At 63.4% G+C, this 23731-nt stretch carries 27 protein-coding genes; 14 read left to right on the top strand and 13 right to left on the bottom strand.

Annotated elements, in window-relative coordinates:
- Nucleotides 1-14: 14 nt before the first annotated feature.
- Nucleotides 15-230, bottom strand: coding sequence for a hypothetical protein (locus tag XH92_RS17045; RefSeq protein WP_194460231.1), 216 nt, complete (start codon nt 228-230; stop codon nt 15-17).
- A gap of 153 nt (nt 231-383) precedes the next feature.
- Between XH92_RS17045 and XH92_RS17050 the strand changes: the two genes are divergently transcribed.
- Together XH92_RS17050 and XH92_RS17055 are read left to right on the top strand one after the other, a co-directional pair.
- Nucleotides 384-1475, top strand: coding sequence for an AraC family transcriptional regulator (locus XH92_RS17050; protein ID WP_194460232.1), 1092 nt, complete (start codon nt 384-386; stop codon nt 1473-1475).
- A gap of 33 nt (nt 1476-1508) precedes the next feature.
- On the top strand, nt 1509-2654 hold the full coding sequence (locus tag XH92_RS17055; protein WP_194460233.1) for an acyltransferase: 1146 nt from the start codon (nt 1509-1511) through the stop codon (nt 2652-2654).
- A 125-nt stretch (nt 2655-2779) separates the two neighbouring features.
- On the opposite strand, the gene XH92_RS17060 is transcribed toward XH92_RS17055, so the two are convergent.
- A complete protein-coding gene (locus XH92_RS17060; protein ID WP_194460234.1) occupies nt 2780-3460 on the bottom strand; it encodes a hypothetical protein in 681 nt (226 codons plus the stop codon).
- 254 nt (nt 3461-3714) lie between these two features.
- On the opposite strand from XH92_RS17060, the gene XH92_RS17065 reads away from it, so the two are divergent.
- Nucleotides 3715-4044 (top strand): hypothetical protein, encoded by a 330-nt coding sequence (locus tag XH92_RS17065; RefSeq protein ID WP_194460235.1) that lies wholly within the window; start codon nt 3715-3717, stop codon nt 4042-4044.
- 165 nt (nt 4045-4209) lie between these two features.
- On the opposite strand, the gene XH92_RS17070 is transcribed toward XH92_RS17065, so the two are convergent.
- The 4 genes from XH92_RS17070 to XH92_RS17085 form a co-directional block, all read right to left on the bottom strand.
- Nucleotides 4210-5172: an alpha/beta fold hydrolase gene (locus XH92_RS17070; protein WP_194460236.1), complete on the bottom strand. Its 963-nt coding sequence runs from the start codon at nt 5170-5172 to the stop codon at nt 4210-4212.
- A gap of 321 nt (nt 5173-5493) precedes the next feature.
- On the bottom strand, nt 5494-6027 hold the full coding sequence (locus XH92_RS17075; RefSeq protein WP_194460237.1) for a hypothetical protein: 534 nt from the start codon (nt 6025-6027) through the stop codon (nt 5494-5496).
- A gap of 197 nt (nt 6028-6224) precedes the next feature.
- Nucleotides 6225-6650 (bottom strand): universal stress protein, encoded by a 426-nt coding sequence (locus tag XH92_RS17080; protein WP_050403509.1) that lies wholly within the window; start codon nt 6648-6650, stop codon nt 6225-6227.
- Nucleotides 6651-6806: 156 nt separating this feature from the next.
- Nucleotides 6807-7349, bottom strand: a complete 543-nt coding sequence (locus XH92_RS17085; protein WP_194460238.1) for a histidine phosphatase family protein — start codon at nt 7347-7349, stop codon at nt 6807-6809.
- 94 nt (nt 7350-7443) lie between these two features.
- On the opposite strand from XH92_RS17085, the gene XH92_RS17090 reads away from it, so the two are divergent.
- From XH92_RS17090 to XH92_RS17110, 5 genes are all read left to right on the top strand, one after another.
- Nucleotides 7444-8940: an FAD-binding oxidoreductase gene (locus tag XH92_RS17090; protein WP_194460239.1), complete on the top strand. Its 1497-nt coding sequence runs from the start codon at nt 7444-7446 to the stop codon at nt 8938-8940.
- A gap of 86 nt (nt 8941-9026) precedes the next feature.
- A complete protein-coding gene (gene msrB, locus XH92_RS17095) occupies nt 9027-9542 on the top strand; it encodes a peptide-methionine (R)-S-oxide reductase MsrB (protein ID WP_194460240.1) in 516 nt (171 codons plus the stop codon).
- A 183-nt stretch (nt 9543-9725) separates the two neighbouring features.
- Nucleotides 9726-11558: a flagellar hook-basal body complex protein gene (locus XH92_RS17100; protein WP_194460241.1), complete on the top strand. Its 1833-nt coding sequence runs from the start codon at nt 9726-9728 to the stop codon at nt 11556-11558.
- A 46-nt stretch (nt 11559-11604) separates the two neighbouring features.
- Nucleotides 11605-13482, top strand: coding sequence for a flagellar hook-associated protein FlgK (gene flgK, locus XH92_RS17105; RefSeq protein WP_194460242.1), 1878 nt, complete (start codon nt 11605-11607; stop codon nt 13480-13482).
- 7 nt (nt 13483-13489) lie between these two features.
- Nucleotides 13490-15370 carry a flagellar protein gene (locus XH92_RS17110; protein WP_194460243.1) on the top strand — a complete coding sequence of 627 codons (1881 nt, stop codon included), beginning with the start codon at nt 13490-13492 and terminating at the stop codon, nt 15368-15370.
- A 71-nt stretch (nt 15371-15441) separates the two neighbouring features.
- Here the strand turns inward: XH92_RS17110 and flbT are convergent, their stop codons facing one another.
- Nucleotides 15442-15861 carry a flagellar biosynthesis repressor FlbT gene (gene flbT, locus XH92_RS17115; RefSeq protein WP_194460244.1) on the bottom strand — a complete coding sequence of 140 codons (420 nt, stop codon included), beginning with the start codon at nt 15859-15861 and terminating at the stop codon, nt 15442-15444.
- Nucleotides 15862-16230: 369 nt separating this feature from the next.
- On the opposite strand from flbT, the gene XH92_RS17120 reads away from it, so the two are divergent.
- The 3 genes from XH92_RS17120 to XH92_RS17130 all read left to right on the top strand — a co-directional run bounded on the left by XH92_RS17120 (nt 16231) and on the right by XH92_RS17130 (nt 18364).
- Nucleotides 16231-17400: a flagellin gene (locus tag XH92_RS17120; RefSeq protein WP_194460245.1), complete on the top strand. Its 1170-nt coding sequence runs from the start codon at nt 16231-16233 to the stop codon at nt 17398-17400.
- 207 nt (nt 17401-17607) lie between these two features.
- Nucleotides 17608-17973: a flagellar biosynthesis regulator FlaF gene (flaF, locus tag XH92_RS17125; RefSeq protein ID WP_050403500.1), complete on the top strand. Its 366-nt coding sequence runs from the start codon at nt 17608-17610 to the stop codon at nt 17971-17973.
- Between the two features lie 28 nt (nt 17974-18001).
- Complete coding sequence (locus XH92_RS17130; protein ID WP_194460246.1) at nt 18002-18364, top strand: hypothetical protein; 363 nt, start codon at nt 18002-18004, stop codon at nt 18362-18364.
- A gap of 17 nt (nt 18365-18381) precedes the next feature.
- Here XH92_RS17130 and XH92_RS17135 read toward each other — a convergent pair whose 3' ends face one another.
- The 4 genes from XH92_RS17135 to XH92_RS17150 all read right to left on the bottom strand — a co-directional run bounded on the left by XH92_RS17135 (nt 18382) and on the right by XH92_RS17150 (nt 20932).
- Nucleotides 18382-18768, bottom strand: a complete 387-nt coding sequence (locus tag XH92_RS17135; RefSeq protein ID WP_194460247.1) for a hypothetical protein — start codon at nt 18766-18768, stop codon at nt 18382-18384.
- Nucleotides 18769-18931: 163 nt separating this feature from the next.
- A complete protein-coding gene (locus tag XH92_RS17140; RefSeq protein WP_194460248.1) occupies nt 18932-19429 on the bottom strand; it encodes a hypothetical protein in 498 nt (165 codons plus the stop codon).
- A gap of 22 nt (nt 19430-19451) precedes the next feature.
- Nucleotides 19452-19808 (bottom strand): flagellar assembly peptidoglycan hydrolase FlgJ, encoded by a 357-nt coding sequence (gene flgJ / locus XH92_RS17145; RefSeq protein ID WP_194460249.1) that lies wholly within the window; start codon nt 19806-19808, stop codon nt 19452-19454.
- Nucleotides 19808-20932, bottom strand: a complete 1125-nt coding sequence (locus XH92_RS17150) for a flagellar basal body P-ring protein FlgI (protein WP_194460250.1) — start codon at nt 20930-20932, stop codon at nt 19808-19810. Before XH92_RS17150 ends, flgJ begins: the two co-directional genes overlap by 1 nt.
- A 262-nt stretch (nt 20933-21194) precedes the next feature.
- Between XH92_RS17150 and XH92_RS17155 the strand changes: the two genes are divergently transcribed.
- Entirely contained in the window at nt 21195-21608 is a 414-nt protein-coding gene (locus XH92_RS17155) for a flagellar assembly protein FliX (protein WP_018272569.1), read from the top strand.
- A gap of 30 nt (nt 21609-21638) precedes the next feature.
- Here XH92_RS17155 and XH92_RS17160 read toward each other — a convergent pair whose 3' ends face one another.
- Nucleotides 21639-21884 carry a hypothetical protein gene (locus tag XH92_RS17160; RefSeq protein ID WP_194460251.1) on the bottom strand — a complete coding sequence of 82 codons (246 nt, stop codon included), beginning with the start codon at nt 21882-21884 and terminating at the stop codon, nt 21639-21641.
- A 62-nt stretch (nt 21885-21946) separates the two neighbouring features.
- Complete coding sequence (locus tag XH92_RS17165) at nt 21947-22333, bottom strand: helix-turn-helix domain-containing protein (protein ID WP_038385494.1); 387 nt, start codon at nt 22331-22333, stop codon at nt 21947-21949.
- Nucleotides 22334-22435: 102 nt separating this feature from the next.
- Between XH92_RS17165 and XH92_RS17170 the strand changes: the two genes are divergently transcribed.
- Both XH92_RS17170 and dksA read left to right on the top strand, forming a co-directional pair.
- Entirely contained in the window at nt 22436-23047 is a 612-nt protein-coding gene (locus tag XH92_RS17170) for an NAD(P)-dependent oxidoreductase (RefSeq protein WP_194460252.1), read from the top strand.
- Between the two features lie 221 nt (nt 23048-23268).
- Nucleotides 23269-23634 carry an RNA polymerase-binding protein DksA gene (dksA, locus tag XH92_RS17175; RefSeq protein WP_021077973.1) on the top strand — a complete coding sequence of 122 codons (366 nt, stop codon included), beginning with the start codon at nt 23269-23271 and terminating at the stop codon, nt 23632-23634.
- Nucleotides 23635-23731: the final 97 nt, after the last annotated feature.

Below are 23731 nucleotides of genomic sequence, written 5' to 3' on the forward strand. Positions count from 1 at the left end.
CGTCGGTCAGCGCCTCATTGAGTCTGACTGCCGAGTCGTGGCTCCGGCGCCTGACCGAAGGGGCAGAAATCATGCATCACGAACTCCCCGGCGACGAATGAACTGCCATCGCGCTGATGCTGCCAAACAGGCCGCGCGGCCTGCCACGAGCGAATGGCCGCCGCGTCCTCAACGGCATCCTCATGCGAAATTTCGGAATACTGGAAGAATATCCCTGAGTTGCGTGTCACGTTGCATGATCGAACGCCGGCAGCCGCCGGCCAACAGGCGACATAGCAACCGGACGGTGAGGAGCACATCTGTGCAACGATCAGCCTTTCGCAGTGTCTTGCGGCCTTGCATCCGGCTATTGTTCAAGTCCGATAGGTTTTGAAGGTTCGCTAATGCTGTTCGAAACGGGGCTCCGAGGCGCCGCGCTGGCGCTGATCGGCTTACTTGCGATCATTGGCCTTCCCGGCACGCTTCGATCGTCGATCGGTCGCGCCACACTGCTGTTCGACCTGTGCGTCATCGCGTTCCTCATCGAAACGGCTCCCGGAATACACGAAGGGCTCGCCTGGTGGATCATTCCACTGCGGATTCTCAGCAACTCGATCGCGGGCGTTTTCGTCGTGTGGGCCGAGACAGTGTTCGGGGATGCATCCGAGGCGACGCGATGGCGGTGGGTGGTCTTCGTTGCCGTTTTGCCGCTCGCAGCGGTGGCAACCTTGTCCGGCTCGAGCTTGGCCTGGAATGCGACGCATGCTGTGACGCTGATCGTGGTCGTCATCGAAACCGCTCGGGTACTTGCAGGACGTAAGGCAGACCTGGTCGAGGGGCGACGGCGCTTCAGGATTATTTTCGCCTGCGCCGTGGGTCTGGTCATTCTGGCGACAACGCTGCTCGACGCAGCCGGTGTCAGCTGGCTCCCCGGGCTTTCGGCCGTGCTGGGCTTGGCCATCGTCGCCGCGATGACACGTCTGCGTGCTGTCATGCCTGAGCCAACGCTTGAACCGGCGCCAGCTGCGCGAGGGGGCCTTACGATCTCCGTCGCGGCAACGGAGATGAGCGCCGAGGAGCGCCAACTGGCGGAGCGGCTGCGGCGGGCGATGGAGCAAGACCGTGCCTACCGCGACCCGGACCTTTCGGTGGATCGACTGGCCGAGCGGTTGGGGGTGCCTGAGTATCGTCTCCGGCGAACCATCAACCAGCGCCTCGGCTATCGGAACTTCACTGATTTCGTCAACGAGCACCGGTTGAAAGAGGCGCGGGAGGCGTTGTCTGACCCTGCGCAATCGCGCGTCCCGGTCCTTACCATCGCCCTCGATGCCGGTTGGGGATCGATCGGTCCGTTCAATCGCGCCTTCAAGGGTCAAACCGGCCAAACGCCCACTGAATTCCGCCGCCGCGCGCTGGCCGATTTCGCAATCGGCCATGTTTTGCCGGTATCGGCCAGGTCCGACGCGACTTCCGGCAAGACCCCGACCTCGGCATGAGGCCTGATCCCGGCGCAAACCGGAGGACAGGTCATGCCTGGAGAGAGACCGAGCCATCGCCTGCTATATATCGACAACCTGCGTTGGTCAGCGATCAGCATGGTCGTCGTCATGCATGCGGCCGTGACTTACTCGCCGTTTGGCGAGTGGTACTACCGTGAGCATCCGGAGCTGGGTATCGGAGCGAAGGTTGGCTTCGCTGCCTATCAATCCTTCCAGCACGCGGTGGCAATGGGTTTGCTTTTCGGCCTGGCAGGCTTCTTTTCAGCCGGTGCCGTTGCACGCAATGGCGTCCGTAGCTTCGTCCGCGAGCGTCTGCAAAGACTTGGCCTGCCATTGCTGCTCTATGTGACCTTGATCGGTCCGCTGACCGAATATTTCGTCGCAGGGTCGTGGCGGTCGAACCCGCCGCGAACGTTCGTCCAGGATTGGTGGCTGCACCTTCGTTCAGGGGAACTCCTCGACGGCTCGGGACCCCTGTGGTTCTGTCTGGTGCTTCTCCTGTTCTCCGCTGCCTACGCGGTGGTGTGCCAGGTACGCCCGATGCAGTTCGCTCGGCGTGATCCGCCTTCGGCGGGGGCCGTGTTAGGTTACGCGACCCTGATTGCCATCGTGACCTTCGTCGTCGGCGCTGCTTTTCCGAACGCGACGACTGTTCTCAACATCGATGTGCACGACTTTCCGCAATACCCCTTCATGTACGTTGCCGGAATTGCCGCATGGAAAGGTGACTGGTTACGCCAGATACCATCCCGCGTCGGAAGGCGTTGGTTGTGGAATGGCATTTGGATCGGTGGTGCGCTGTGGATCATCCTCGTCGTTGCTGGCGGCGCCATGCGCGGCGACGTGTCCCCCTATGGCGGGGGCTGGCACTGGCAGGCCGCCGGCATCGACGCCTGGCGCTCATTCACCTGTCTTGCTCTCTCGCTAGGGGCGATCGTCCTCTACCGAGACCGCTTTGACGGCCAAGGACCGATCGCTCGATTCCTCACGCGCAATGCGTTTGGCGTCTACGTCCTGCACGCGCCGATCCTGGTCGCGATTACGCGTCTGCTGCACCTTCTACCTGCTTCAATTGCCCTCAAGTTCGCGCTCGCCAGTCTGGGCGGCATCCTGGCAAGCTTTCTCATCGTCGGCTTTGTGGCCCGGCGAACACCTGGTTTGCGCGCGGTTCTCTGAATGTCAGCTTCGGGGTCAGTCGCCTATTGCGGCCAAACCGGGCAGCGTCCGCTCTGCCCAAACGAACTGACGTGCTGACGAACGAGTGGACGTTCGGCTACGGGCCAAAGGGGGACATCCTTACGTCAGTCATTTTGATACCCCTTAAGCACAGCCGACATCTGGCCCTTTTCCTTCAGCCATTGCGGCCAAATTTCTGGCCGCGGCGTCACTGGATCGCCGGTTAATTGCAGGATGACACGTTTGAGCTTGACGCCCGGCCCAAAATTCGCGGCTAAGTCATCGGGCGGAAGATCGACATACTTGTGCTGACCGTCGATATCGACGAACCGTATGAGCTGCGGCAGCGTGACGAATGGCACGTCACGCGGCCCGCGTTGACGAAGCAGGTCTTCAAGCGCCGTCTTCTTCCGCGCATAGTCGGCCGCTCCGCCGGTTAAGCGATAGGCTGCAAAGGGCAGGCATCCGATATCGTCAAACAGGCAGAAAACCTGCTTGTTGCGCTCGGCATGCTGCGCGGCTGTCCTTGTCGCATCCGAGAACGTTAGAAACAACAACCCCTTTTCGCCGAGATCGACGGTTGGTGCATATCCGACAGGCAGCGGAAATGAGTTGTACTGGCTGGGAGACCAACTCGGTTCTATATTGTAAGAGACATCAATGACGCTCGATCCGGTCTTGATCTGGTCGCCATCCTGTACCTCGACGGTGAGCCGGTAGCGGACGTGAACAGTATAAAAATTGAGCCACAATAGGATCACCAGACCTACAGGTACGCCGAGCGCCATCAGGCAGCCGTTCCGCATTCGATATCTCTCAAGCCCAAAACTTCACGGATCAACCAATCGCCAAATATTACTGGTTGTATGAACTGTGTTCGTCAACCGTTAACGCTTCCAATGCTCAATTTTGAACGAAGCAGGCGACTTCCGTTCTGGGTCAAGAGCCGCCATCGTTCCGTGCCGCCGCGGTGTCCGCTTTGGGCCACGAGCAGACATCGCAGGCTTGGCCTGATATCAATGCGGGGCGATAAATTGGCGGCCGTGATGGGAGAGAAGTCGTGACGACGTATATTCGTGCCGAGATTACGAAATGGGTCAGTGACGCTTTTCCGGGATTTGTGGAATGCCAGTTTGCCGATAGATTTGGCAGAGAATGGGTAGTAGTCGAGAAGGCCTCGGTTCTTACAGATACAGAACTACAGTCCGACAGCCGATTTCCTCAGCCGGGTCTTATTGCATGCGAGGTCGTGGCGAGACACCACGATGATGCAGGACGCGAAATCACCGACATCACCACCGAGATCCCGTGGGCTATAAAAGCGACAGATGGAACGGCTCGCTTCCAACTGTACGCTGAACAGCTGCAAACTGATCCGAACAATGCCTAGATGGCCTCGTCCGCTATGGGTCAGAAGCGGCGGTCGGCTCAACGATCCGTAACGTCGCGTCTTGCCCGGAGAGCGGAAGTGGCGGCGGCTCTTGCGATGTTCAGCTTTGGGCCAAAAGGCGACATTGCGTTGCTTGCCGCGTCTACGCAAGTCCCCGTTCGCGATCTACAACTGTTTCAGGAATTCCAGGAGCACATTGCTCACGTCTTTGGCGCGCTCTTGCTGAGTCCAATGACCGCAACCTTTCAAGACTATTGTCTCGCGAAGCAAGGGCACGAACTGTTTCAGGCTAGGGACGAGATGGCTCCAACTCGGCGATCTGTAAACCCCGTCTCGATCGCCAACGACATAGAGTGCCGGGACCTGAACCTTTGCGCCGGACCATGGTGCGAGCAACTCCCAATTGCGATCAATGTTGCGATACCAATTCAAACCTCCTCCAAAGCCGGTGCGCTTGAACTCCTCAACGTAAAATTCGATGTCACTGTCCGTGAGCCACGGCGGCAATGATTGGGTTGTAGGCTTCCCATCAAGCCACCCCCCCTCACTAGGAAGCATCGTGAGCGACGCAGGATCTTCAACCGGCGCATCGCCAGATAGGGCGAACAAGGTCGTCTTGATTGCGTTGTGGACGTCTTTTTCGAGTTCTGCCTCGGCAACGCCCGGCGTCTGGAAATACAGTTGATAGAAGCGCTGCTTTTCGGTCCTCGGCATGACAGTGCTTGGTCGGTCGGCGCCACGCACCGGAAACGGCACGCTCAAGCCAACGACAGCCCTAAATCGATCCGGTCTAAACAGAGCGCAGCGCCAAGCGACCGGCGCTCCCCAATCATGTCCGACAACGACTGCTTGATCCGTGCCGATCGCGTCGAGCAATCCGACCATGTCTCCGGTCAAATGCAATAGAGTGTATTGATCGATCGCATCCGGTTTGTCCGTCTGCCCGTAACCACGCATGTCGGGCGCGATGGCGCGATATCCGGCGGCAGCGAGCGCTTCCAATTGGTGCCGCCACGAATACCAGCACTCCGGAAAGCCATGGCAGAGAAGCACGGTGGGGCCTCTCCCTGCTTCGGCCAGGTGCATTCGAATGCCATTTGTCTCGATAAATCGAAGCGAGATCGTCATGCCAACCTCCGCAAGATCATTGATCTGATAGCTAATCAGTCACATTGTGAGCTCCAGCCACAACCGAAGTGGCTCCGCCGACCCCAGTCGAACGGCGGACCGCCAAAACGACATGCTCTACGGATTTATTTTCGAGCCCTCCGGCAGCATCGGCGCAAGGTCGGCTTCAGGTCAGAAGCGGCGGTCGGCTCGACGATCCGTAACGTCGCGTCTTGCCCGGAGAGCGGAAGTGGCGGCGGCTCTTGCGATGTTCAGCTTTGGGCCAGAAGGCGACGTCGGCCACTCAAGAACCTGCCGCCATTTTCCCGATCGGGGCTCACGCTACTCCCGTCCGCCCTGGTCTCGATAGTCGTATGACCTGCGTTCGCGGCCCCTGCCGATCAATCGGTTCGTACGCAGACTGTCGTTAGAGTCATCGAGGGCTTCGACGTCACGCTCGAGCCCTCGCCGCAAAAACCAGAGAAGCAACGGCACCCAACAAAGAAATACGGCCACTCCCATGAAGATATCGTAGCCACTCGCCAAGTAGATTAGAAAGAGGCCGCCCCATAGAAGGGCCTCGGAGGCCGCGTAATGTACGCCGTCAGCCAAAGGCCTTTCCTGAACCCAGGCGCCGAGCCGTGACTTCGGGTCACTCAAGGCCCCCCATGCTACCAAGGCAAAAAAAGCGCCCGTGGCAGCGATTGCGGCGACAAGTGCCGCAACCACGACCCAACCCCAAGCTTGGTTTGCCGCCGCACGATTTGCTTGTCGCACCAGAGCGCAGTCCACGCCGAACAGGAATAGCGACATCCCGCCAAAGATGAGTGAAGAGGCGACGCGGTAGCGCAGTGGGACATCTCGCAGGTATTTCATAGGTGCAGCATCGTTTTGCGACGTACACGTGCGGGCGAGGGGACGCAGTGCAATTTCGGAATATTAGAAGAATACCCCTGAGTTGCCCGACGTGTCAAGTCGCCTGACGAACGCCGGCAGCCGCCGGCTACTGTGCATGGGGTTGTTTTCGATATTTTGGCAGCGCCGCCTGCGGCGGCCCCGTATCTCATCCCGCCTTAGTGCCGCACCACCAGCACCGAGCATTTGGCGTAGCGCACCACGTGCCCGGCATTGGAGCCGAGGAAGTAGGTGCGCATCGCCGGGCGGTGCGAGGTCATCACGATCAGGTCGGCCTTCATGTTGGCGGCCTCTTCGAGGATCTCGTGATAGATGCCGCCCTGACGGACCACGCCGGAGATGCGGGAGGGCGCGATGCCGGATTCGCGCGCGACGATCGCGAGCGCTTCCTCCGATGTTTCACGCTGCTGGCTGTCGAAATCCGCCGGGACATATTCGGCGAGCATCACCGGCGTCATCGGCAGCACGTTGAGCAGACGCACCGTCCCGTTCCATGTTTGCGACAGCGTTGCCGCGGTTGCGATCGCCGGCTTCGCCAGATCGGTGTCGGCGAGGTCGATCGGCACGAGTATGGACTTGTACATCTGCGCCTCCTGTCCGCGATGGGTATGGAGCCGTTTGGTCCCTGTGCCGGGACGCGCGCTTCTTGTTCTTGACGTAGCCTGTGGTGTCGCCGCGAACCGGTCCCCCTGTCGCGCCGGCATCAACATAGCATGGCAGAGCGGCGCTGTCCGCTTGCGTCAGCCGCGCGAGGCCTGCTTCAACAGTTTAGGGCTGACGAACAGGACGAGCTTGCCGCGCCGGAAGGAGACCTCGTTCCAGTCGTCGGTCGCGAAGTCGAACACGGCGAGCCCCGAGGTCGGCAGATTGTCGTTGAGCGCCCGCTTGGCGGCCTCGTCGCCGCTGCCGGTCAGCGTCAGCGCGAGCTCGTGCATGCCGGGATTATGGCCGATCAGCATCAGCCGCTTCGGGTCGGTGACGGACGCCATCCGGATCGCGATGAGCAACTGCGCCGGATCGGCGCCGTAGAGTTCCGGCACGAATTCGACTTTCGGCGCAGGTCCGGCACCCTTCAACGCCTCACGCACGATCTCCCAGGTCTGCGTGGTGCGGACCGCCGGCGATACCAGGGCCAGTTTGGGCAGGGGCTGGTGGCGGGCGATCCAGCCGCCGATCTCCGCCGCATCGCGGTGACCGCGCTCGTCGAGACGGCGGTCCTGGTCGTGCCCCGAAGGCGCGTCGGTTTCGGTCTTGGCGTGACGCAGCAGCAGCAAACGGCGCATGGACTTCCATTTCGATTCGGTCTGGTCGAATTAATTCTACAGGCTCATGCCCTGGACAAGGTGACAAGCGCCGCAGCGGTTCGTAAGAAACGACATGAGCGAGACTTCCACAAGTGCGGCGGACGGCCCCGACGAGGCGGCCCCGCCGTTCCGCGACCGTCTGGCATTCGACCTCGATGTCGACATTTGCGTGGTCGGGGCGGGGCTGGCCGGCCTGACCGTGGCACGCGAGGCGGCGCGGCTTGGTGCCAGCGTCGCCGTGCTCGAGGGCCGCCAGGTCGGCTGGAACGCCTCCGGCCACCATCTCGGCACCGTGATGCCAGGTTTCGGCCTGCCGATCTCGGATGTGATCGAGCGCGTCGGCCTCGATGATGCCCGCGAATTGTGGGCGCTGTCGAAAGAGGGTGCGGACTATGTCCGCGCCACCGCCACCGAGGATCTGATCCCGGGCATCAGCCCCAGCGACGGCGCGCTCGAGGTTTCCAATGTCGATGTCGGCGAGGCGCTGATCAGCCGCCTGCAGACGCTGGGCGAGGAATTCGCCACCGAAGTCGAAGGCTGGCAGGTCGATCGCGTGCGCAGCGTGCTGAGGACCGGCCGGTATTTCCACGGCATCTATTATCCGAAGGCATTCCAGATCGACGGCCGCAAATATGTGCACGGTCTCGCCGCGCTGGCGACGCGGGCGGGCGTGCGGATCTTCGAGGAGACGCCGGTCGTCAGCATCGATTTTTCCGGCATCCGCAAGCGCATCGTGACGCCGACGGCGCGGCTGCGCGCCAACCATATCGTGCTTGCCGGCAACATCCATCTCGGCGCGCCGCTGAAGCGCCTGTCCGATACGCTGCTGCCGGTGTGGCGCTACGCGGCGTTGACCGAACCGCTCGGAGAACGGCTGGCGGAGGCGATCGCCTTTCCAGGCTCGGTCGTCGACAGCGACGGCATCGACCATTTCCGCGTCGTCGACGGCGATCGCCTGCTGTGGGCCAGTCCCGAAACCACCTGGGACGCGCGGCCGCAGCGGCTCGGTGCGGCGGTGCAGCGCCGCATCGCCACGGTGTTTCCCCAGCTCGGCAAGGTTCCGGTCGCCGACACGTTCGGTGGCGCGGTCGGCGTCACCGTGCACGGCATGCCGCAGATCGGGCAGTTGCGCAGGGGCCTGTGGGTGGCGAGCGGCTTCGGCCGGCAGGGGCTCAACACCTCGGCGCTCGCCGGGCAGCTGATCGCGCGCAGCATCCTGTGGGGCGACGACCGCTGGCGGCTGTTTTCGCCGTTCGAGCTGGTCTGGGCCGGCGGCACCACCGGCCGCGTCGCCGGTCATTTCGTCGGCCTGTGGGCGAGGGGCGCCGCGTCCGCGGCGGGCGTGCTGGCGCGCTACCGCGAGGGGGCACGTGCGAGGGAGCGCCTCCGCGAGGCGCGGCTGGCCGAGGCCAATCTCAAGGCGGGAACCCGGGGGCCGGCGCCCCGCCGTCCGCCCGGGGCCATTGTGCGGCCGGTCCCGCCGCCCGCGCCGCGACAGGCGGAGGACGGTGACCAGCCATATGCCCATCGCTCGCAAGAAAGTGAGCAGATCTCCGACGGGCGGATGTAACGTCCGGCGGCTGGGTTCGTATCTGTTGGCAACCCTGTTCGCCGGTCCTGTTCGCCGGCTTTGGCCGCCCGCATCGGAGATGATTGATGATCGATCGCCGCATCCTGCTTGCTTCCGTCGCCGGCCTGTTCGGCCTTGCCGCCTTCCGCTGGCTGCGCGCCTCGCCGGCCAAGGCCTCTGATAACAAGGCCGCCGAGAAATTCGAGGTCGAGAAGACCGACGCCGAATGGCGCGCGCAACTGACGCCGCAGCAATACGAGATCCTGCGCAAGGAGGGCACCGAGCGGCCGGGATCGAGCCCGCTGCTCAAGGAGCACCGCAAGGGTACCTTCGCCTGCGCCGGCTGCGACCTGCCGCTGTTCTCGTCCGAGACCAAGTATGAGAGCGGCACCGGCTGGCCGAGCTTCTGGAAGCCGCTGGACAATGCAGTCGGCACCACGTCGGACCGTACCTTCGGCATGGTGCGCACCGAGGTGCATTGCCGCCGCTGCGGGGGCCATCTCGGCCATGTCTTCGACGACGGCCCGAAGCCGACCGGGCTGCGCTACTGCATGGACGGTTTTGCGCTGGTGTTTCATCCGGCCGCGCCGTCGGCGACCTGACGTCTTATTCCCGGCAATTGTTGCCGGCCCGGCAATTGTGCCCCGGTTAAACGGCCGGGGCCTTTTTTTCAAGCGCATGATTTTGTTACGTTTCGTTTCGTGGCACGACCTTTGCGACATGCTCCGCCGATGCGGCCATTCCTGTGATTGCCAGCCGCCGGGAATCGAATTGGAGAACATGTCATGGGTATCTTCGGCGCTCTTACGACGGCGGTCGGTGGCTTGCGCGCAGGGTCGTACGCGCTCGAGAACATCTCCGGCAACATCGCCAACTCGCAGACCACGGCTTTCAAGCGCATCGATACCTCCTTCCTCGACCTCGTCCCGCAGACCGCGCTGACCGCGCAACTCGCCGGCGGCGTCACGGCGCAGTCGCGCTCGACCAACTCGGTGCAGGGCGACGTGCAGTCGGCGTCGGTCGCGACCTTCATGGCGATCAACGGCAACGGCTTCTTCGCGGTGCAAAAGCCCGGCAGCTTCACCGACGGCGCGCCGGTGTTCGACGGCGTCGACCGCTATACCCGCCGCGGCGATTTCCAGCTCAACAAGGACGGCTATCTCGTCAACGGCGCCGGCTATTATCTCGAGGGCGTGCCGATCGACCCGACCACCGGCAACCCGTCGGGCTCGTCGCCGCAAACGCTGCGCTTCAAGAACGACTTCCTGCCGGCGCAGCAGACCACCAAGATCGATTATCGCGCCAACCTTGCGTCCTATCCCTTGACCACGGCGCACGACACCTCGGTCCCCGGCTCGGAGCTGATCCGGCCTGGCGCGTTCAGCGCCGGACATAACCCGCTGGTGCTGGGCACGCCGGCCGCGCCGTACACCGATTCGTCGGTCACCGGCACCGCGCAGAACAACAAGGCGACGCCGTCGGTCGCCAATACCGCCGCGACCCTGCTTTCGGGCACAGCCGGCACCGATTCGATCAATGCCAATTTCAGCGCCGGCTCGGCCGGCCCCCCGGTCGTGCCGGCCGATACGATCACTGTGAACGGTACCGTCATCACCTTCGTGGCTTCGGGCGCGACCGGCAACCAGCTCAACGTCACCGACAGCATCGGAACGCTGCTCGCCAAGATCGACGCGATCACCGGTACCGCGACGCCATCGACGATCAGCGGCGGCAAGATCACGCTGCATTCCGGCACGTCGTCCGATCTCAGCGTGACGAGCTCGAACTCGACAGCCCTCGCGGCGCTCGGCTTCACCGGCTCGGCGGTTGCGACCCGCGGCGGCGGCGGCACGGTCGGCACCGGCCAGGTCGTCGGCAACGACAACTCGACCTTCCTGAACGAATCCGTCTCGGGCGGCGCGGTCACGGCCTATGACGTGTCGGGCGCGCCGGTGAACCTGCAATTCCGCTGGGCCAAGACCGACAGCTCGTCGCTGGGTTCGGGGCATACCGATAGCTGGAACCTGTTCTATCAGGTCAATCCGAACGCCACCGGCACGCAGGTCTCCTGGCAGAACGCCAACGTCAACTTCACCTTCGCATCGAACGGCCAGATGTCGCCGGCGATCTCGTCGGTGACGCTCAACAATGCCGTCGTCAACGGCGTGTCGCTCGGCAGCCCCGTGATCAATTTCGGCTCGGGCGGCGTGACCCAGTTCGCGGACGCCAACGGCAACGTCCAGGTCAACCAGATCCAGCAGGACGGCTTCCCGGCCGGCCAGCTGCAGTCGGTCAGCGTCTCGACCAACGGCCGCATCGTCGGCAACTACACCAACGGCCGCAACATTGACCTCGCGGAAATCTCGGTGGCGACCTTCAACGGCACCAACTTCCTCAAGCGCATCGACGGCGGCGCGTTCGAGGCGACGGACGAGTCCGGCGCGGCGTTGTTCGGCAAGGCCGGCACCATCGTCGGTTCGTCGCTCGAGAGTTCGAACACCGATATCGCCGACGAGTTCACCAAGCTGATCGTGACCCAGCAGGCCTATTCGGCCAACACCAAGGTGATCACGACAACCAATTCGATGGTGCAGGATCTCCTGAACGTGGTGCGCTGATCGCATCGACGATCCACGCGTGAAGCAGTAAAGGCGAGTACGCAACATGGGTTTGAGCCAAGCCCTTTCCACCGCGATGTCGGGCCTGCGCGCCACGCAGGCCTCGCTCTCGCTCGTGTCGTCGAACGTCGCCAACGCGGAGACGCCCGGCTACGTCAGGAAGACGCTCAACCAGTCCACCGGCACCACCGGCCAGTTCGGATCGAGCGTCCTCATCACCGGCGTCAACCGCCAGCTCGACGAATTCCTGCAGACCCAGTTGCGCACCGAGACGTCGGGCGCCGCCTACGCCGACGTCCGCTCGAACTTCCTGGCCAATCTGCAGGGCGTCTACGGCAATCCCGACTCGACCGGAACCATCGAGGACGCCTACAACAAGTTCCTGACCGCGCTGCAGGGGCTCTCGACCAGCCCCGACTCGCAGTCGGCCCGCATCGGCGTCGTCAATGCCGCGCAATCCATGGCGCAGCAGCTCAACGCGACCTCGCAGGGAATCCAGACGCTGCGCGCCAACGCCGAGGCCGGCATCAGCGATTCCATCAACACCGCCAACAATGCGTTGCAGCAGATCGCGCGCCTCAATGTGCAGCTGGCGGCCAATAGCGGCACGACCGATGCGTCGACCGCGGCATTGCTCGATCAGCGCGATCGCTACGTCACGCAGCTTTCGCAGCTGATGGACATCCGCACCGTCACCAACAGCCAGAACCAGGTGACGGTGTTCACCAATTCCGGCGTGCAGCTGGTCGGCACTGAAGCTGCGACGCTCAGCTTCAACGCCCAGGGCACGATGACGCCCAACACGCAGTACAATTCCGATCCGACCAAGAGCACGGTCGGCACCATCACCATCACGTTCCCGCATGGCGGCACCTACGACATGGTGTCGACCAACTCGATCCGCTCCGGCAAGATCGCCGCCTATCTCGAGCTGCGCGACAACACGCTGGCGCAGGCTCAGACGCAGATTGACCAGTTCGCCGCCGCGATGTCGAGCGCGCTGTCGGACAAGACCACCGCGGGCACCGCGGCGACGTCCGGGGCGCAGTCCGGCTTCGATCTCGATCTCTCCGGGCTGCAGAGCGGCAATACCATCCACGTCTCCTACAAGGACAACACCACCGGCCTCACGCACAATCTGTCGATCATCCGCGTCGACGATCCGAGCGTGCTGCCGCTCAGCAACACTGCAACCGTCGATCCGAACGACGAGGTGCTGGGCGTGGATTTCTCCGGCGGCATGAGCTCGGTGCTGTCGCAACTCAACGGCGCGCTCGGCGGCACCGGCCTGCAATTCTCCAATCCGTCCGGCTCGACGCTGCGCGTGCTCGACGACGGCGCCGCCAACAAGGCCGACGTCACCGCAGCCTCGGTCACGACAACGGTATCGTCGCTGACATCGGGCGATCCGCAGCTTCCGCTGTTCACCGACAATGGCGGGCTCTACACCGGCGCGATCACCGCGAACGGCTCGCAGTCGACCGGCCTTGCCGCACGCATCAGCGTCAACACCGCTCTCGTCGGCGATCCCTCGCGCATGGTCATCTACTCGACCAACCCGCAGACGCCGGCCGGCGACACCACGCGCGCCAACCTCATTCTGAACCAGCTGTCGAACGCCTCGTACAGCTATTCGCCGAAGACCGGCCTCGGCACCACTGGCGCGCCGTTCACCGGCACGCTGCTCAACTTCGCCAAGCAGTTCATCAGTCAGCAGGGCGAATCGGCGACCGCCGCCAAGCAACTGGCCGACGGTCAGGACGTCGTGCTGAATACGCTGCAAACCAAGATGGACTCGACCTCCGGCGTCAACATGGACGAGGAGATGGCGCATCTGCTGTCGCTGCAGAACGCCTATTCCGCCAATGCGCGCGTGATGTCGTCGATCAAGCAGATGTACGACGCGCTGCTGCAGCTCACGTGAGGGTAACATGTCGATCGACGGCGTAAGCGGCAGAACTTCCTATATCGGCACCACGATCCTCAACCTGCGCAGTCAGCTAAACGACCTGACGACGCAGCTTGCGACGGGCAAGGTATCGACGACCTATGCGGGGCAGGGGCTCGATCGCGGCTTCGCGCTCAGCCTGCGTGCGCAGATCAGCGGCATCAACGCATTCGCCGACACGGCTACCAACCTCAACACCCGCCTGAGCGTCGCCAACCTCACCCTGCAGGGGCTGTCGGACGTCGGCACCCAGGTGAAGAACGCCTCGACGACGGCAACGCTGACGCTCAACGACAGCGGCCAGACCTCGGGCCAGATCACCGCGCAAGCCGCCTTCGCCAACGCGGTTGCGATGCTGAACAGCCAGTCGGGCGACCGCTATCTGTTCTCCGGCCGTGCCATGGATACGCCGGCCACGGTGTCCGCCGACACGATGTTGAAGGGCACTGCAACCCAGGCCGGCCTCACCCAGCTCATCAATGAGCGCAAGCAGGCCGATCAGGGCACCAATTTGATGGGACGCCTGAGCGTCTCTTCGCCGCCGGCGACCACGACGGTGACCAGCGTCGCCGAGGACGGCTCTCCGTTCGGGCTGAAGCTGCTGTCGGTGCAGTCGTCATTGACCGGCGCCACCGTGACCCAGCCGAGCGGCACGCCGAAGTCGACCTCGGTCGATCTCGGCGCGGTCAATCCGAAGGACGGCGACAAGATCAAGTTCAACTTCACGCTGCCCGACGGCACCACGGATTCGATCGAGCTGACGGCGACGACGACGAATCCGCCGCCGGCCGGGTCGTTCCTGATCGGCGCCGACACCACGGCGACGACGGCCAACCTGCAGTCGACGCTGACCACGTCCATCAAGACGCTGAGCGACACGTCGCTGGTGGCGGCCTCGGCGGTCGCGGCATCCAACAACTTCTTCAATCCGGTCGCGACCGTCGCGGGCGCCGCCGTCAACAACCAGAACACGCCGCCGGCGCCGATCTCAGGCGCCACGGCCCTTTCGGGAACAGCCGGCACCAACTCGCTGTCGACGAGCTTTGCGGCCGGCGACACCATCACGGTGAACGGCACCCCGATCACCTTCGTGGCCTCGGGCGCCACCGGCAACCAAGTCAACATCACCGACAGCGTGCAGACGCTGATGGCGAAGATCGACCAGATCAGCGGCACCAAGAACCCGTCGACCATCAGCAATGGTGCGATCGCGCTGCATGGCGCCGATGGCGCGAGCCTCTCGATCTCGAGCTCCAACACGGCAGCACTCGGCGCGCTTGGCATCGCCAACAACACCACCGCTGCCCCGGCGCCGCTCAGGGTAGGGGGACCGCCGTTCGACACCGCGACCAGCCTGGTCGCCGGCACGCCTGCCAACACGGTGTACTGGTACACCGGCGAGAACGGCCCGGGATCGGCGCGCGGCACCGCCGTCGCGCAGGTCGATCAGTCGATCACCGTGCAGTATGGCGCGCGCGCCAACGAGCAGGCGTTCCGCTACCTGCTGCAGAACGTCGCGGTGTATGCGGCGGTGACCACCAATGCCAGCAATCCGAATGCCAGCGCGCAGGTGACGGCGCTCGCCCAACGCGTCAGCGCGAACCTCGCGCCGCAGAACGGCCAGCAGCAGATCCAGGACGTGCAGGCCGAGTTTGCCGGCGCGCAGACGGCGACCAAGGCGGCCACTGATCGTCAGACCCAGCTCAAGGGCATGGCGGAGACGATGCTCGACTCGGTCGAGGGCGTCAATCAGGACGAGGTCGCGACCAAGATCCTGGCGCTGCAGACCAGCCTGCAGGCGTCGTACCAGACCACGTCGATGCTGTATCAGACCACGCTGTTGAAATATCTGCCGATCAGCTGATCACGCCCCCTCATCTCCAGCCAGCAAAAAAGGCCTCCTCGCGGAGGCCTTCTTGTTGCGGCGAGAGGCATCTAGGCGCTCTTGCGGGCGTCGTCCTGATTGGCGCGCGCGCTTTCCAGCAGCTTCTCCTCGTGCGCGATCAGCTTCTTGGATTCCTTCAACGCGTGATAGAGATCGCCGTTGAGGATGAAGTTGTTGACGCTTTCGATGAACGGCCAGGCGCTTGGCATAGCGGTGATGATGTCGCGCACCAGGCTGAAATAGGTTGGGTGGTGCGCCATCGGGTCCGGCGACAGATACATCAGCTGCACCGCGAGATAGATCAGTTTCGCCGGCGTATCGGCGGTCTCCGGCGTCAGGATATCCTTCTCGCGCAGGATCGGGATACGGTCGCCGTCGATCAGGAGGCGGGCGCGCTGATCGGTGTTGGTGATCACGCAATTGCCGACGATGATGCGCTCGTTCGGTTTGAGTTCGACCTTCAGGGCCATGACCGTTCTCCTTTGCCGGGCAGTCGCGCGATATCGTTGCAGCGAACGAAGTTGAGTTCGGCAACTGCTTAGCAGCCGCCGTTGCGGCCCGGGGCCGATGCGACAGCGATCCTTTCCCATGATGGTTAACGCTTGGTGAACAGCGGCCGGACGTGAGCGCAGGCATTCGGCCGGAATCGGCAATCGCCTCAGTAGTTTTCACGGCGAACTTCGCCCAGTGGCGACAATTTTATTCTTCGGCATTTGAATCAAACGCCGCCCTGGAGATTTCTTTTTCCTTCGCGGGCTCGAACGCAGGATTGGCCATCCGCGCGGTCAGAAAGGACTGGCGCGGTTTTGTCCTCAGTTTCACACCAGAAAGGTATGAAAATGTCCGGTATCATTCTCTCCTCCTCCGTTCGCCAGAACCTCCTCTCCCTCCAGTCCACCGCCGATCTGCTCTCCACTACGCAGAACCGCCTTGCCACCGGCAAGAAGGTCAACACGGCGCTCGACAACCCGACCAACTTCTTCACCGCACAGTCGCTCGACAACCGCGCCAGCGACATCAACAACCTGCTCGATGGCATCGGCAACGGTGTGCAGGTGCTGCAGGCGGCCAACACCGGCATCACCTCGCTGCAGAAGCTGGTCGATACCGCGAAGTCGATCGCCAACCAGGTGCTGCAGAGCCCGACCGGCTACACCACGAGGTCGCAGGTCACCTCCACCGCGGCGCTCGGTGGCACGTCCGCCAACCTCGTCGACGGCACCACGATCAAGAGCGGCGACGTACTGGCCATTGCAGCTTCTGCCGGCCAGCCCGCCTTCAGCTTCACCTTCGGGGCCAGCAGCTCGCTGGCGCAGCTGAACACCGCGCTGTCGGCCAGCAATCTGACGGCGAGCCTCGACAGCTCCAACAAGCTCGTCATCACCACGACCAATGACGCGGCGTCCTCGACGATCGGTGCGGTGACCTTCACCAACACCGGCGGCGGCACCGCGACGTTCAGCGCTGCCGGCACGGCTCCGGTTGCCGATTCGGCCTCGCAGTCGGCGCGTGCGGCGTTGGTGACGCAGTACAACAACACAATCTCGCAGATCACGACCACGGCGCAGGACGCCTCGTTCAACGGCATCAACCTGTTGAGCGGCGACAGCCTGAAGCTGACCTTCAACGAGACCGGCAAGTCGACGCTGAGCATCACCGGCGTCAAGTTCGATGCCGCCGGCCTCGGCCTGAAATCGCTGGCCGCCGGCACCGACTTCCTCGACAACAACTCGGCGAACAGCGTGATCGCGTCGCTGAGCTCGGCGAGCTCCTCGCTCCGCAGCGAAGCCTCGACGCTGGGCTCCAACCTCTCGATCGTGCAGATCCGTCAGGACTTCTCGAAGAACCTGATCAACGTGCTGCAGACCGGTTCGTCCAACCTGACGCTGGCCGACACCAACGAGGAAGCGGCCAACAGCCAGGCGCTGTCGACCCGCCAGTCGATCGCAGTCTCTGCGCTCGCGCTCGCCAACCAGAGCCAGCAGAGCGTGCTGCAGCTGCTCCGCTAAGCGCGCCGAACAGCACTCCAGGAACGGCGGGGGAAACCCCGCCGTTTTTTCTTTGTCTCCGGGATATTACGGTATCTTGCTATGCCGTCAGAACGGCGCATTTCGTAACGTCTGCTAACCATATTTAAAGGCGGCGGATGCATAAATATCGGGCGCTAGAATTGCGTCTTCGCGGCTCCAGAAATCCGCATCCCATCGAGGTCATTAATGTCGAATGCAGCCCAGGCCTACGCCCGTACGTCAACGACGACGGCCTCCCCACGTGAAATCGAAGCGCAGGCGCTGTTGAAGGCCGCGCGGCAGCTGCAGGAAGTCCAGGCGAACTGGAACGGCCTCGACAAGGCGCTCGATCACGCATTGCTGTTCAACCGCCGCCTCTGGTCGATCTTCCTCAGTGCGGCAGAGGGCGCCGACAATCCGCAGCCGCTCGAGGTGCGTCAGAACATCGCCAACATCAGCGTGTTCGTGATGAAGCAGACCATCGACATCCAGATGAATCCGGACCCGGCCAAGCTGAAGTCGCTGATCGACATCAATTGCAACATCGCTGCCGGCCTTTCGGGCCGCGGCTGATCGGCCGGTTCACGACGGAGCCATCGGCATGGCCGACGTATTGAGCATCCTGTCGGCCAACTACAAGGCTGCCGGCCTGACGGTTCCGTCGAAGACGCCCTATGTGGCGGTCGATCCGAAGCTCTATGAGGGCAGCTGGAGCGGCAAGTACGCCAACAACAAGTCGTTCAACATCTCGGTGTCGAACGTCGACGGCTTCCGCGCCAAGGTCCATTATCAGAGCGACGGCACCAATAAGTATCAGGACGTCTTGATCAAGGACGGTGCGTTCCGGGTCGGCGATACCAAGTTCTCGCTGGTCCAGCAGGGCACCGCACTGATCGCCAATGTCGTCACCGATCCGGCCACCGGATCGACCTATCTCGACAAGGCCTACGCGACTCAGAAGTGAGGGCCCGCTCGATTGCGCTAGGCGCGGCGGTCGGTTGCACGCGCCCGCGTCGGCGCGTCCTTGCTGAGATCGAGCGCGTGGAAATAGGCGCGTCGGCGCAATACGGCTTCTTCCGGAAACTGCCTCACCACGAGATTGGTGCGATTGTCGACCACCTGATAGACCACGGCGCGCGCGTCGCGGTCGATGATGACCTGGTCGGTGACCGACGGCGCCTGATTTGAAATCGATGCGTTGACGACGTTGGGGTCGATCGTGACGCGCACGCTCGGCTCCGGAGCGGTGACGCTCTGGCTCGCGGGCAATTCGGTCTTCACCGCCTTCTGCGCCGTATCGCTCACGGGAGTGATCATCGGCGCTGCGACCGGTGCCCCCACCGGCTTGATGTTGAAATCTGTACTCATGGCAGCCTCGTAGTGCACAGGCACTAGTTCGCTTGAGTCAAATCCCAACCCCTCACGATCCGCAACTCTACGGGGAACCTCTCAACAGGCTGTTAGGGAACACGCTGAATGCCGCGCTGCCGGAGCTGCGTCGAATTGAGCTAAATTGTCGGCGTTGCGCGGGTCAGAGCGTGCGGCTGACCGCGATCGGCGTCATGTTGCGCGGGCCCGGCGTCGCGCGCTGTCCGTTCGCGGTATAGGTGTTCGGGATGTTGCGGCGCTGCACCTCGGCATTGACGCCGCGCACGATGCCCTCGGACACGGCATGTGCGGTCGCAAGCACCGTCAGGTTGACCTGCAGCATCGCGCGGAACGTCTCGTGATGACGCCGCAGCGTCGCGAGCAGTTCGGGATCGGTCTGCGTCAGCATCTTCTGCATCGATTTGAGGTGCTCCACCGCGAGCATGTAGCGCCGCGACAGCTCCGACTTCTGCGCCTCCAGCCGCATGCCCTCGCGGATCTTGCCGGCGCGGACGAACTCGGTCTCCTGTTCGACGACGACGAGCAGCGCGCTCATCACTTCAGTCAGCTCGTTGGCGAGACGTGCGACGTCGGGGGGCGTCGACGTCGCGGGCCGTGCGGCGGGGGCGGCTGGCCGATGCTGCTGTGGACGCTGGTTCATCGCACTGCTCCTTGAATCCGAATTAGCTCTTGTTCGCCTGCTGCAGGATCAGCGAGCGGAATACTTCGTTGGAAATGCCGACGCCGCCGGCCTTGGCGAAATTCTTCGAATATTCGTCGGTCAGCATCGAGCGCCACGCGCCGGTGCCGACCGTATCGCCGTAGGGACCTTCGCCCTTCAGGCCGGTGGTCATCTGCGAGAACATCGTATTGAGGAACATCGATTCGAAATCGGTCGCGGTCGCCTTCGCCTTGGTGATCTGCTGCGGCGTGACCTTCTTCATCGCATCCTGCAGCACGGGATCGGGGCGGCCGTTGAACATCGGCATCAGCGCCTTGTTCGGCATGCTGCCGGTGGTGCTGTTGATCAGGCTCGCCATCACATCACCTCGATATCGGCTTCGATCGCGCCGGCGGCCTTGATTGCCTGCAGGATGCTGATCAGGTCGCGCGGTCCGATGCCGAGGCCGTTGAGGCCGTCGACGAGCTGCTGCAGCGAGACACCGTTTCTGACGAGCGCAAATTTCTTGCCGTCCTCGCTGACGCCGACGCTGCTGCGAGGGGTCACGACCGTTCGGCCGCGCGACAGCGGATTGGGCTGGCTGACCTGCGGGGCTTCCGAGATCGTGACGGTGAGATTGCCCTGTGCCACTGCGACGGTCGCGACGCGCACGTCGCGGCCCATCACGATGATGCCGGAGCGCTCGTCGATCACAATCTTCGCGGTGAGGTCGGGATCGACCTGCAACTGCTCGATCTCGGTCAGGAAGGCGACGACGTTGCCCTTGAACTCCGACGGGACCGAGAGCTGCACCGTGGACGGATCGATCGGCTCGGCAGTCTTGACGCCGAGATAGTCGTTGACCGCTGCGGCAATCCGTTTCGCTGTCGTGAAGTCGGCGTTGCGCAGCGCGAGGCGCACGTTGGGCAGGCGGTTGAGCGCGAACTCGATCTCACGCTCGATGATGGCGCCGTTGGCGATCCGGCCGACCGTCGGCACGCCGCGCACGACGCTGGCGGCGGCCCCTTCGGCCGCGAAGCCGGCGACTGCCACGGATCCCTGCGCCACTGCGTAGACGTTGCCGTCGGCGCCGAGCAGGGGGGTGACGAGCAGGGTGCCGCCGCGCAGGTCCTTGGCGTCGCCGAGCGCGGAGACGGTGACGTCCATCCGCGTGCCCTGGGTTCCGAACGCCGGCAAATTGCCGGTCACCATCACGGCCGCGACGTTGCCGGTGCGGATGGTGGCGCCGCGGATGTTGACGCCCATGCGCTCGAGCATCGCCTGCAGCGACTGCTTGGTGAAGGGGATGTTGTTCAGCGTGTCGCCGGTGCCGTTGAGGCCGACCACGAGGCCGTAACCGATCAACTGGTTCTGGCGCACGCCTTCGATGTTGGCGAGATCCTTGATCCGCGACGTCGCGGCCGCGGGCATGGCGGACGCCGCCAGCGCCAGCAGCGCGGCGCAGGCCAACCCGAATAGATTTGCGATGCGGATGCCGGGCATCCCAAACTCCCCTCAGACCTAACGCGGATAGCGCGACACTCCCATGACGGCGATCCGCCATTAACCATGCGAGCCGCGTGCCACTTCGTTTCATTGGGGCAATGTGTTGATATATTTATCGAAATTGTCGGGCTGCCGTTCGGTTCCGGTTCGCCAGGGAGCGCGAAACTGCCGTGCGGCGGCAGAAATTGCCGGGTCGTTTACGCGCCGTTAACCATAAGGCGGCGATGCTCGCTTCATTCAGGCCTGCGGGATCATGACGATGCGCATCTACGGACCGAACGGCACCACGCTTGGCACGTCCACCGGCGCTACCCGGCGCACCTCGTCGAGCGGCTTCTCGCTGCCGGATGCGACCACCGCGCAGGAGGAGGTCCGCTCCACCGCCGCGCCGAAGGCCGCCGCCAGCCTCGATGCGCTACTCGCGCTGCAGGGCGTCGAAGACCCGACCGAACGCCGCAAGCGCTCGGTGGCGCGCGGCAAGGGCGCGCTCGACGTGCTCGACGCGCTCAAGCTCGGACTGCTGTCCGGCAATTTCGATTCCTCCACCGTGAACCGGCTGCGCGACGCTGCCGCAAGCCTGAAGGAATCTTCCGGCGACCCCGGCCTCGATGCCGTGCTGGGCGAGATCGAGCTGCGCGTCGAAGTCGAGCTTGCCAAGGCTGGACAGTATTAGATTAGGTCGTGAACCATACGGATCGTCAGGTTAAGACTGTAACCAGTTGAAGGTGACCGCGGCTTCGTGCGCGGCAAGATCTGGTGTCGCAAATAGGCCCGACTGTCGCTCGGTCGGTATCCATCCCTCGGCTACAATGCTGCCGTTCCATTCATTGCGGTACCAGCGTTCAGGTCGGATTGCGTAGTACCCATCTGCGCGCTTGATGATCAACACGCGCATCGATGGATCGCTGCCGGTAAGAACCCTTATGGTCTCTCCAAGATTGTCGGGCATCGATCTCTCCAGATGCGCCTATTAATTGTGTGGCGATTCAAGCCCTGCTATCCGGCAGTGCCTCAGGCCGCCAGCGCCTTGCGCTGCGCGTCGTAGCGGCGCTGCGCGGCCAGCACTTCCTTCAGATTCTGCTCGGCCCAGTCGCGCAGCGGATCGACCGCTTCGGCGAGCGTCGATCCGAGCGGCGTGATCGAATACTCCACCGTGACCGGAACGGTTGCGATCGCACGGCGGCGCAGCAGCCCGTCGCGCTCCAGGCTCTTCAACACCTGCGACAGCATCTTCTGCGAGATGCCTTCGATGGCGCGGCGGAGCTGGTTGAAGCGCATCGGCTCGCTGCGCAGCAGCAGCAGGATCAGCACCGCCCATTTGTCGCCGACCCGGTCGAGGATCTGGCGCGTCGGGCAATTGGCGGCATAGGCGTCCGGCTTGAGGCTCGTGGCTTTCATCGGGTTACTCCGGCGTAATCAGGTGAGACAAGAGTGCCTTCTTCACACCTACATCCATTTCGCTATCTAGTCACCATTGGAAACTACCAATCGGAGACTTTGATGAAGATCGCCATCGCCGGCGCGTCCGGCCAGGCCGGCTCGCGCCTCACCGCGGAACTCGCCCGCCGCGGCCACACCATCACCGCCGTCGCCCGCAACCCGGAGAAGATCGCAACCCTGCCGAACGTTAATGCCGTGAAGGGGGACGTGAACGACCAGGCCGCCCTGACCGCGCTGTGGGCCGGCCACGACGCCGCAATCAGTTCCGTCCATTTCACGGTCAGCGACCCGGTCAAGCTGATCGGGGCGGCCAAGGGATCCGGGGTCGGGCGCTATCTCGTGGTCGGGGGCGCCGGCAGCCTCGAAGTGGCCCCGGGCGTCCGCCTGGTGACCACGCCGAACTTCCCGGCCCAGTACAAGGCCGAGGCCTCGAAGGGGGCCGAATTCCTCGACCTGCTGCGCCAGGAAAGCGACCTGAACTGGACCTTTTTGTCGCCCTCGGCGCTGTTCGTGGCGGGCGAGCGGACCGGCAAGTTCCGGCTCGGGACCGACCAGCTTCTGACCGCAGCCGACGGGAAAAGTTCGATCTCGTTCGAGGATTTCGCAGTTGCACTCGCCGACGAAATCGAGCGCCCGGCCCATATCCGGCAGCGTTTCACGGTCGGTTATTGAGGGCGAGGCGAGGGGAAAGGCTGGCCCCAGGCAGGGCGGATAAGTTTGCCTGTGCAAGGCCTTGGGGGCAGCCCCGCTTTCGCAGTGGCAGATATTGTCTGTCACATGACGTGGCTATATAAGGCGCCGCGCGGAGGGGTCCTGTTCCCCTCCGCCTGACAGGGACATGGCTGCCTTTGGAAAAGCTGAAGAACTACCGGCCGACTGAAAAAGAGCCTTTCATGAACGAGCGGCAGCGCGACTATTTCCGCGCCAAGCTGCTGGCCTGGAAGGATGAGATCCTCCGCGAATCGAAGGTCACGCTGCAGACGTTGCAGGAAGAGAACGTCAACCACCCCGACCTCGCGGACCGAGCTTCCTCGGAAACCGACCGCGCGATCGAACTCCGTGCCCGCGACCGTCAGCGCAAGTTGATCTCCAAGATCGACGCGGCGCTCCAGCGCATCGAAGACAACACCTACGGCTATTGCGAAGAGACCGGTGATCCGATCTCGCTGAAGCGGCTCGAAGCCCGCCCGATCGCGACGCTGTCGGTGGAGGCGCAGGAACGCCACGAGAAGCGCGAGAAGGTCTATCGCGACGAGTAGTGGCGGCGGACCGCCCCCACTGATTGCTTCCGGCGCTATGCAGACACGCTTAGACCGGGTCGATGACGGTTTAAGAGTGGGGCGGTAGGCCTATTGT

Source organism: Bradyrhizobium sp. CCBAU 53421, from assembly GCF_015291625.1.
Classification (GTDB): domain Bacteria; phylum Pseudomonadota; class Alphaproteobacteria; order Rhizobiales; family Xanthobacteraceae; genus Bradyrhizobium.

Bases quoted from the DNA above. Each gene is read 5' to 3' on its own strand.
- XH92_RS17150 (WP_194460250.1), bottom strand. From the start codon at position 20,932: ATGCCCGGCATCCGCATCGCAAATCTATTCGGGTTGGCCTGCGCCGCG.
- XH92_RS17140 (WP_194460248.1), bottom strand. From the start codon at position 19,429: ATGAACCAGCGTCCACAGCAGCATCGGCCAGCCGCCCCCGCCGCACGG.
- XH92_RS17100 (WP_194460241.1), top strand. From the start codon at position 9,726: ATGGGTATCTTCGGCGCTCTTACGACGGCGGTCGGTGGCTTGCGCGCA.
- XH92_RS17120 (WP_194460245.1), top strand. From the start codon at position 16,231: ATGTCCGGTATCATTCTCTCCTCCTCCGTTCGCCAGAACCTCCTCTCC.
- XH92_RS17050 (WP_194460232.1), top strand. From the start codon at position 384: ATGCTGTTCGAAACGGGGCTCCGAGGCGCCGCGCTGGCGCTGATCGGC.
- XH92_RS17070 (WP_194460236.1), bottom strand. From the start codon at position 5,172: ATGACGATCTCGCTTCGATTTATCGAGACAAATGGCATTCGAATGCAC.
- XH92_RS17090 (WP_194460239.1), top strand. From the start codon at position 7,444: ATGAGCGAGACTTCCACAAGTGCGGCGGACGGCCCCGACGAGGCGGCC.
- XH92_RS17080 (WP_050403509.1), bottom strand. From the start codon at position 6,650: ATGTACAAGTCCATACTCGTGCCGATCGACCTCGCCGACACCGATCTG.
- flaF (WP_050403500.1), top strand. From the start codon at position 17,608: ATGTCGAATGCAGCCCAGGCCTACGCCCGTACGTCAACGACGACGGCC.
- XH92_RS17135 (WP_194460247.1), bottom strand. From the start codon at position 18,768: ATGAGTACAGATTTCAACATCAAGCCGGTGGGGGCACCGGTCGCAGCG.
- XH92_RS17085 (WP_194460238.1), bottom strand. From the start codon at position 7,349: ATGCGCCGTTTGCTGCTGCTGCGTCACGCCAAGACCGAAACCGACGCG.
- XH92_RS17130 (WP_194460246.1), top strand. From the start codon at position 18,002: ATGGCCGACGTATTGAGCATCCTGTCGGCCAACTACAAGGCTGCCGGC.
- flgJ (WP_194460249.1), bottom strand. From the start codon at position 19,808: ATGGCGAGCCTGATCAACAGCACCACCGGCAGCATGCCGAACAAGGCG.
- msrB (WP_194460240.1), top strand. From the start codon at position 9,027: ATGATCGATCGCCGCATCCTGCTTGCTTCCGTCGCCGGCCTGTTCGGC.
- flbT (WP_194460244.1), bottom strand. From the start codon at position 15,861: ATGGCCCTGAAGGTCGAACTCAAACCGAACGAGCGCATCATCGTCGGC.
- XH92_RS17075 (WP_194460237.1), bottom strand. From the start codon at position 6,027: ATGAAATACCTGCGAGATGTCCCACTGCGCTACCGCGTCGCCTCTTCA.
- XH92_RS17160 (WP_194460251.1), bottom strand. From the start codon at position 21,884: ATGCCCGACAATCTTGGAGAGACCATAAGGGTTCTTACCGGCAGCGAT.
- flgK (WP_194460242.1), top strand. From the start codon at position 11,605: ATGGGTTTGAGCCAAGCCCTTTCCACCGCGATGTCGGGCCTGCGCGCC.
- dksA (WP_021077973.1), top strand. From the start codon at position 23,269: ATGAACGAGCGGCAGCGCGACTATTTCCGCGCCAAGCTGCTGGCCTGG.
- XH92_RS17110 (WP_194460243.1), top strand. From the start codon at position 13,490: ATGTCGATCGACGGCGTAAGCGGCAGAACTTCCTATATCGGCACCACG.
- XH92_RS17055 (WP_194460233.1), top strand. From the start codon at position 1,509: ATGCCTGGAGAGAGACCGAGCCATCGCCTGCTATATATCGACAACCTG.
- XH92_RS17165 (WP_038385494.1), bottom strand. From the start codon at position 22,333: ATGAAAGCCACGAGCCTCAAGCCGGACGCCTATGCCGCCAATTGCCCG.
- XH92_RS17155 (WP_018272569.1), top strand. From the start codon at position 21,195: ATGCGCATCTACGGACCGAACGGCACCACGCTTGGCACGTCCACCGGC.
- XH92_RS17060 (WP_194460234.1), bottom strand. From the start codon at position 3,460: ATGCGGAACGGCTGCCTGATGGCGCTCGGCGTACCTGTAGGTCTGGTG.
- XH92_RS17170 (WP_194460252.1), top strand. From the start codon at position 22,436: ATGAAGATCGCCATCGCCGGCGCGTCCGGCCAGGCCGGCTCGCGCCTC.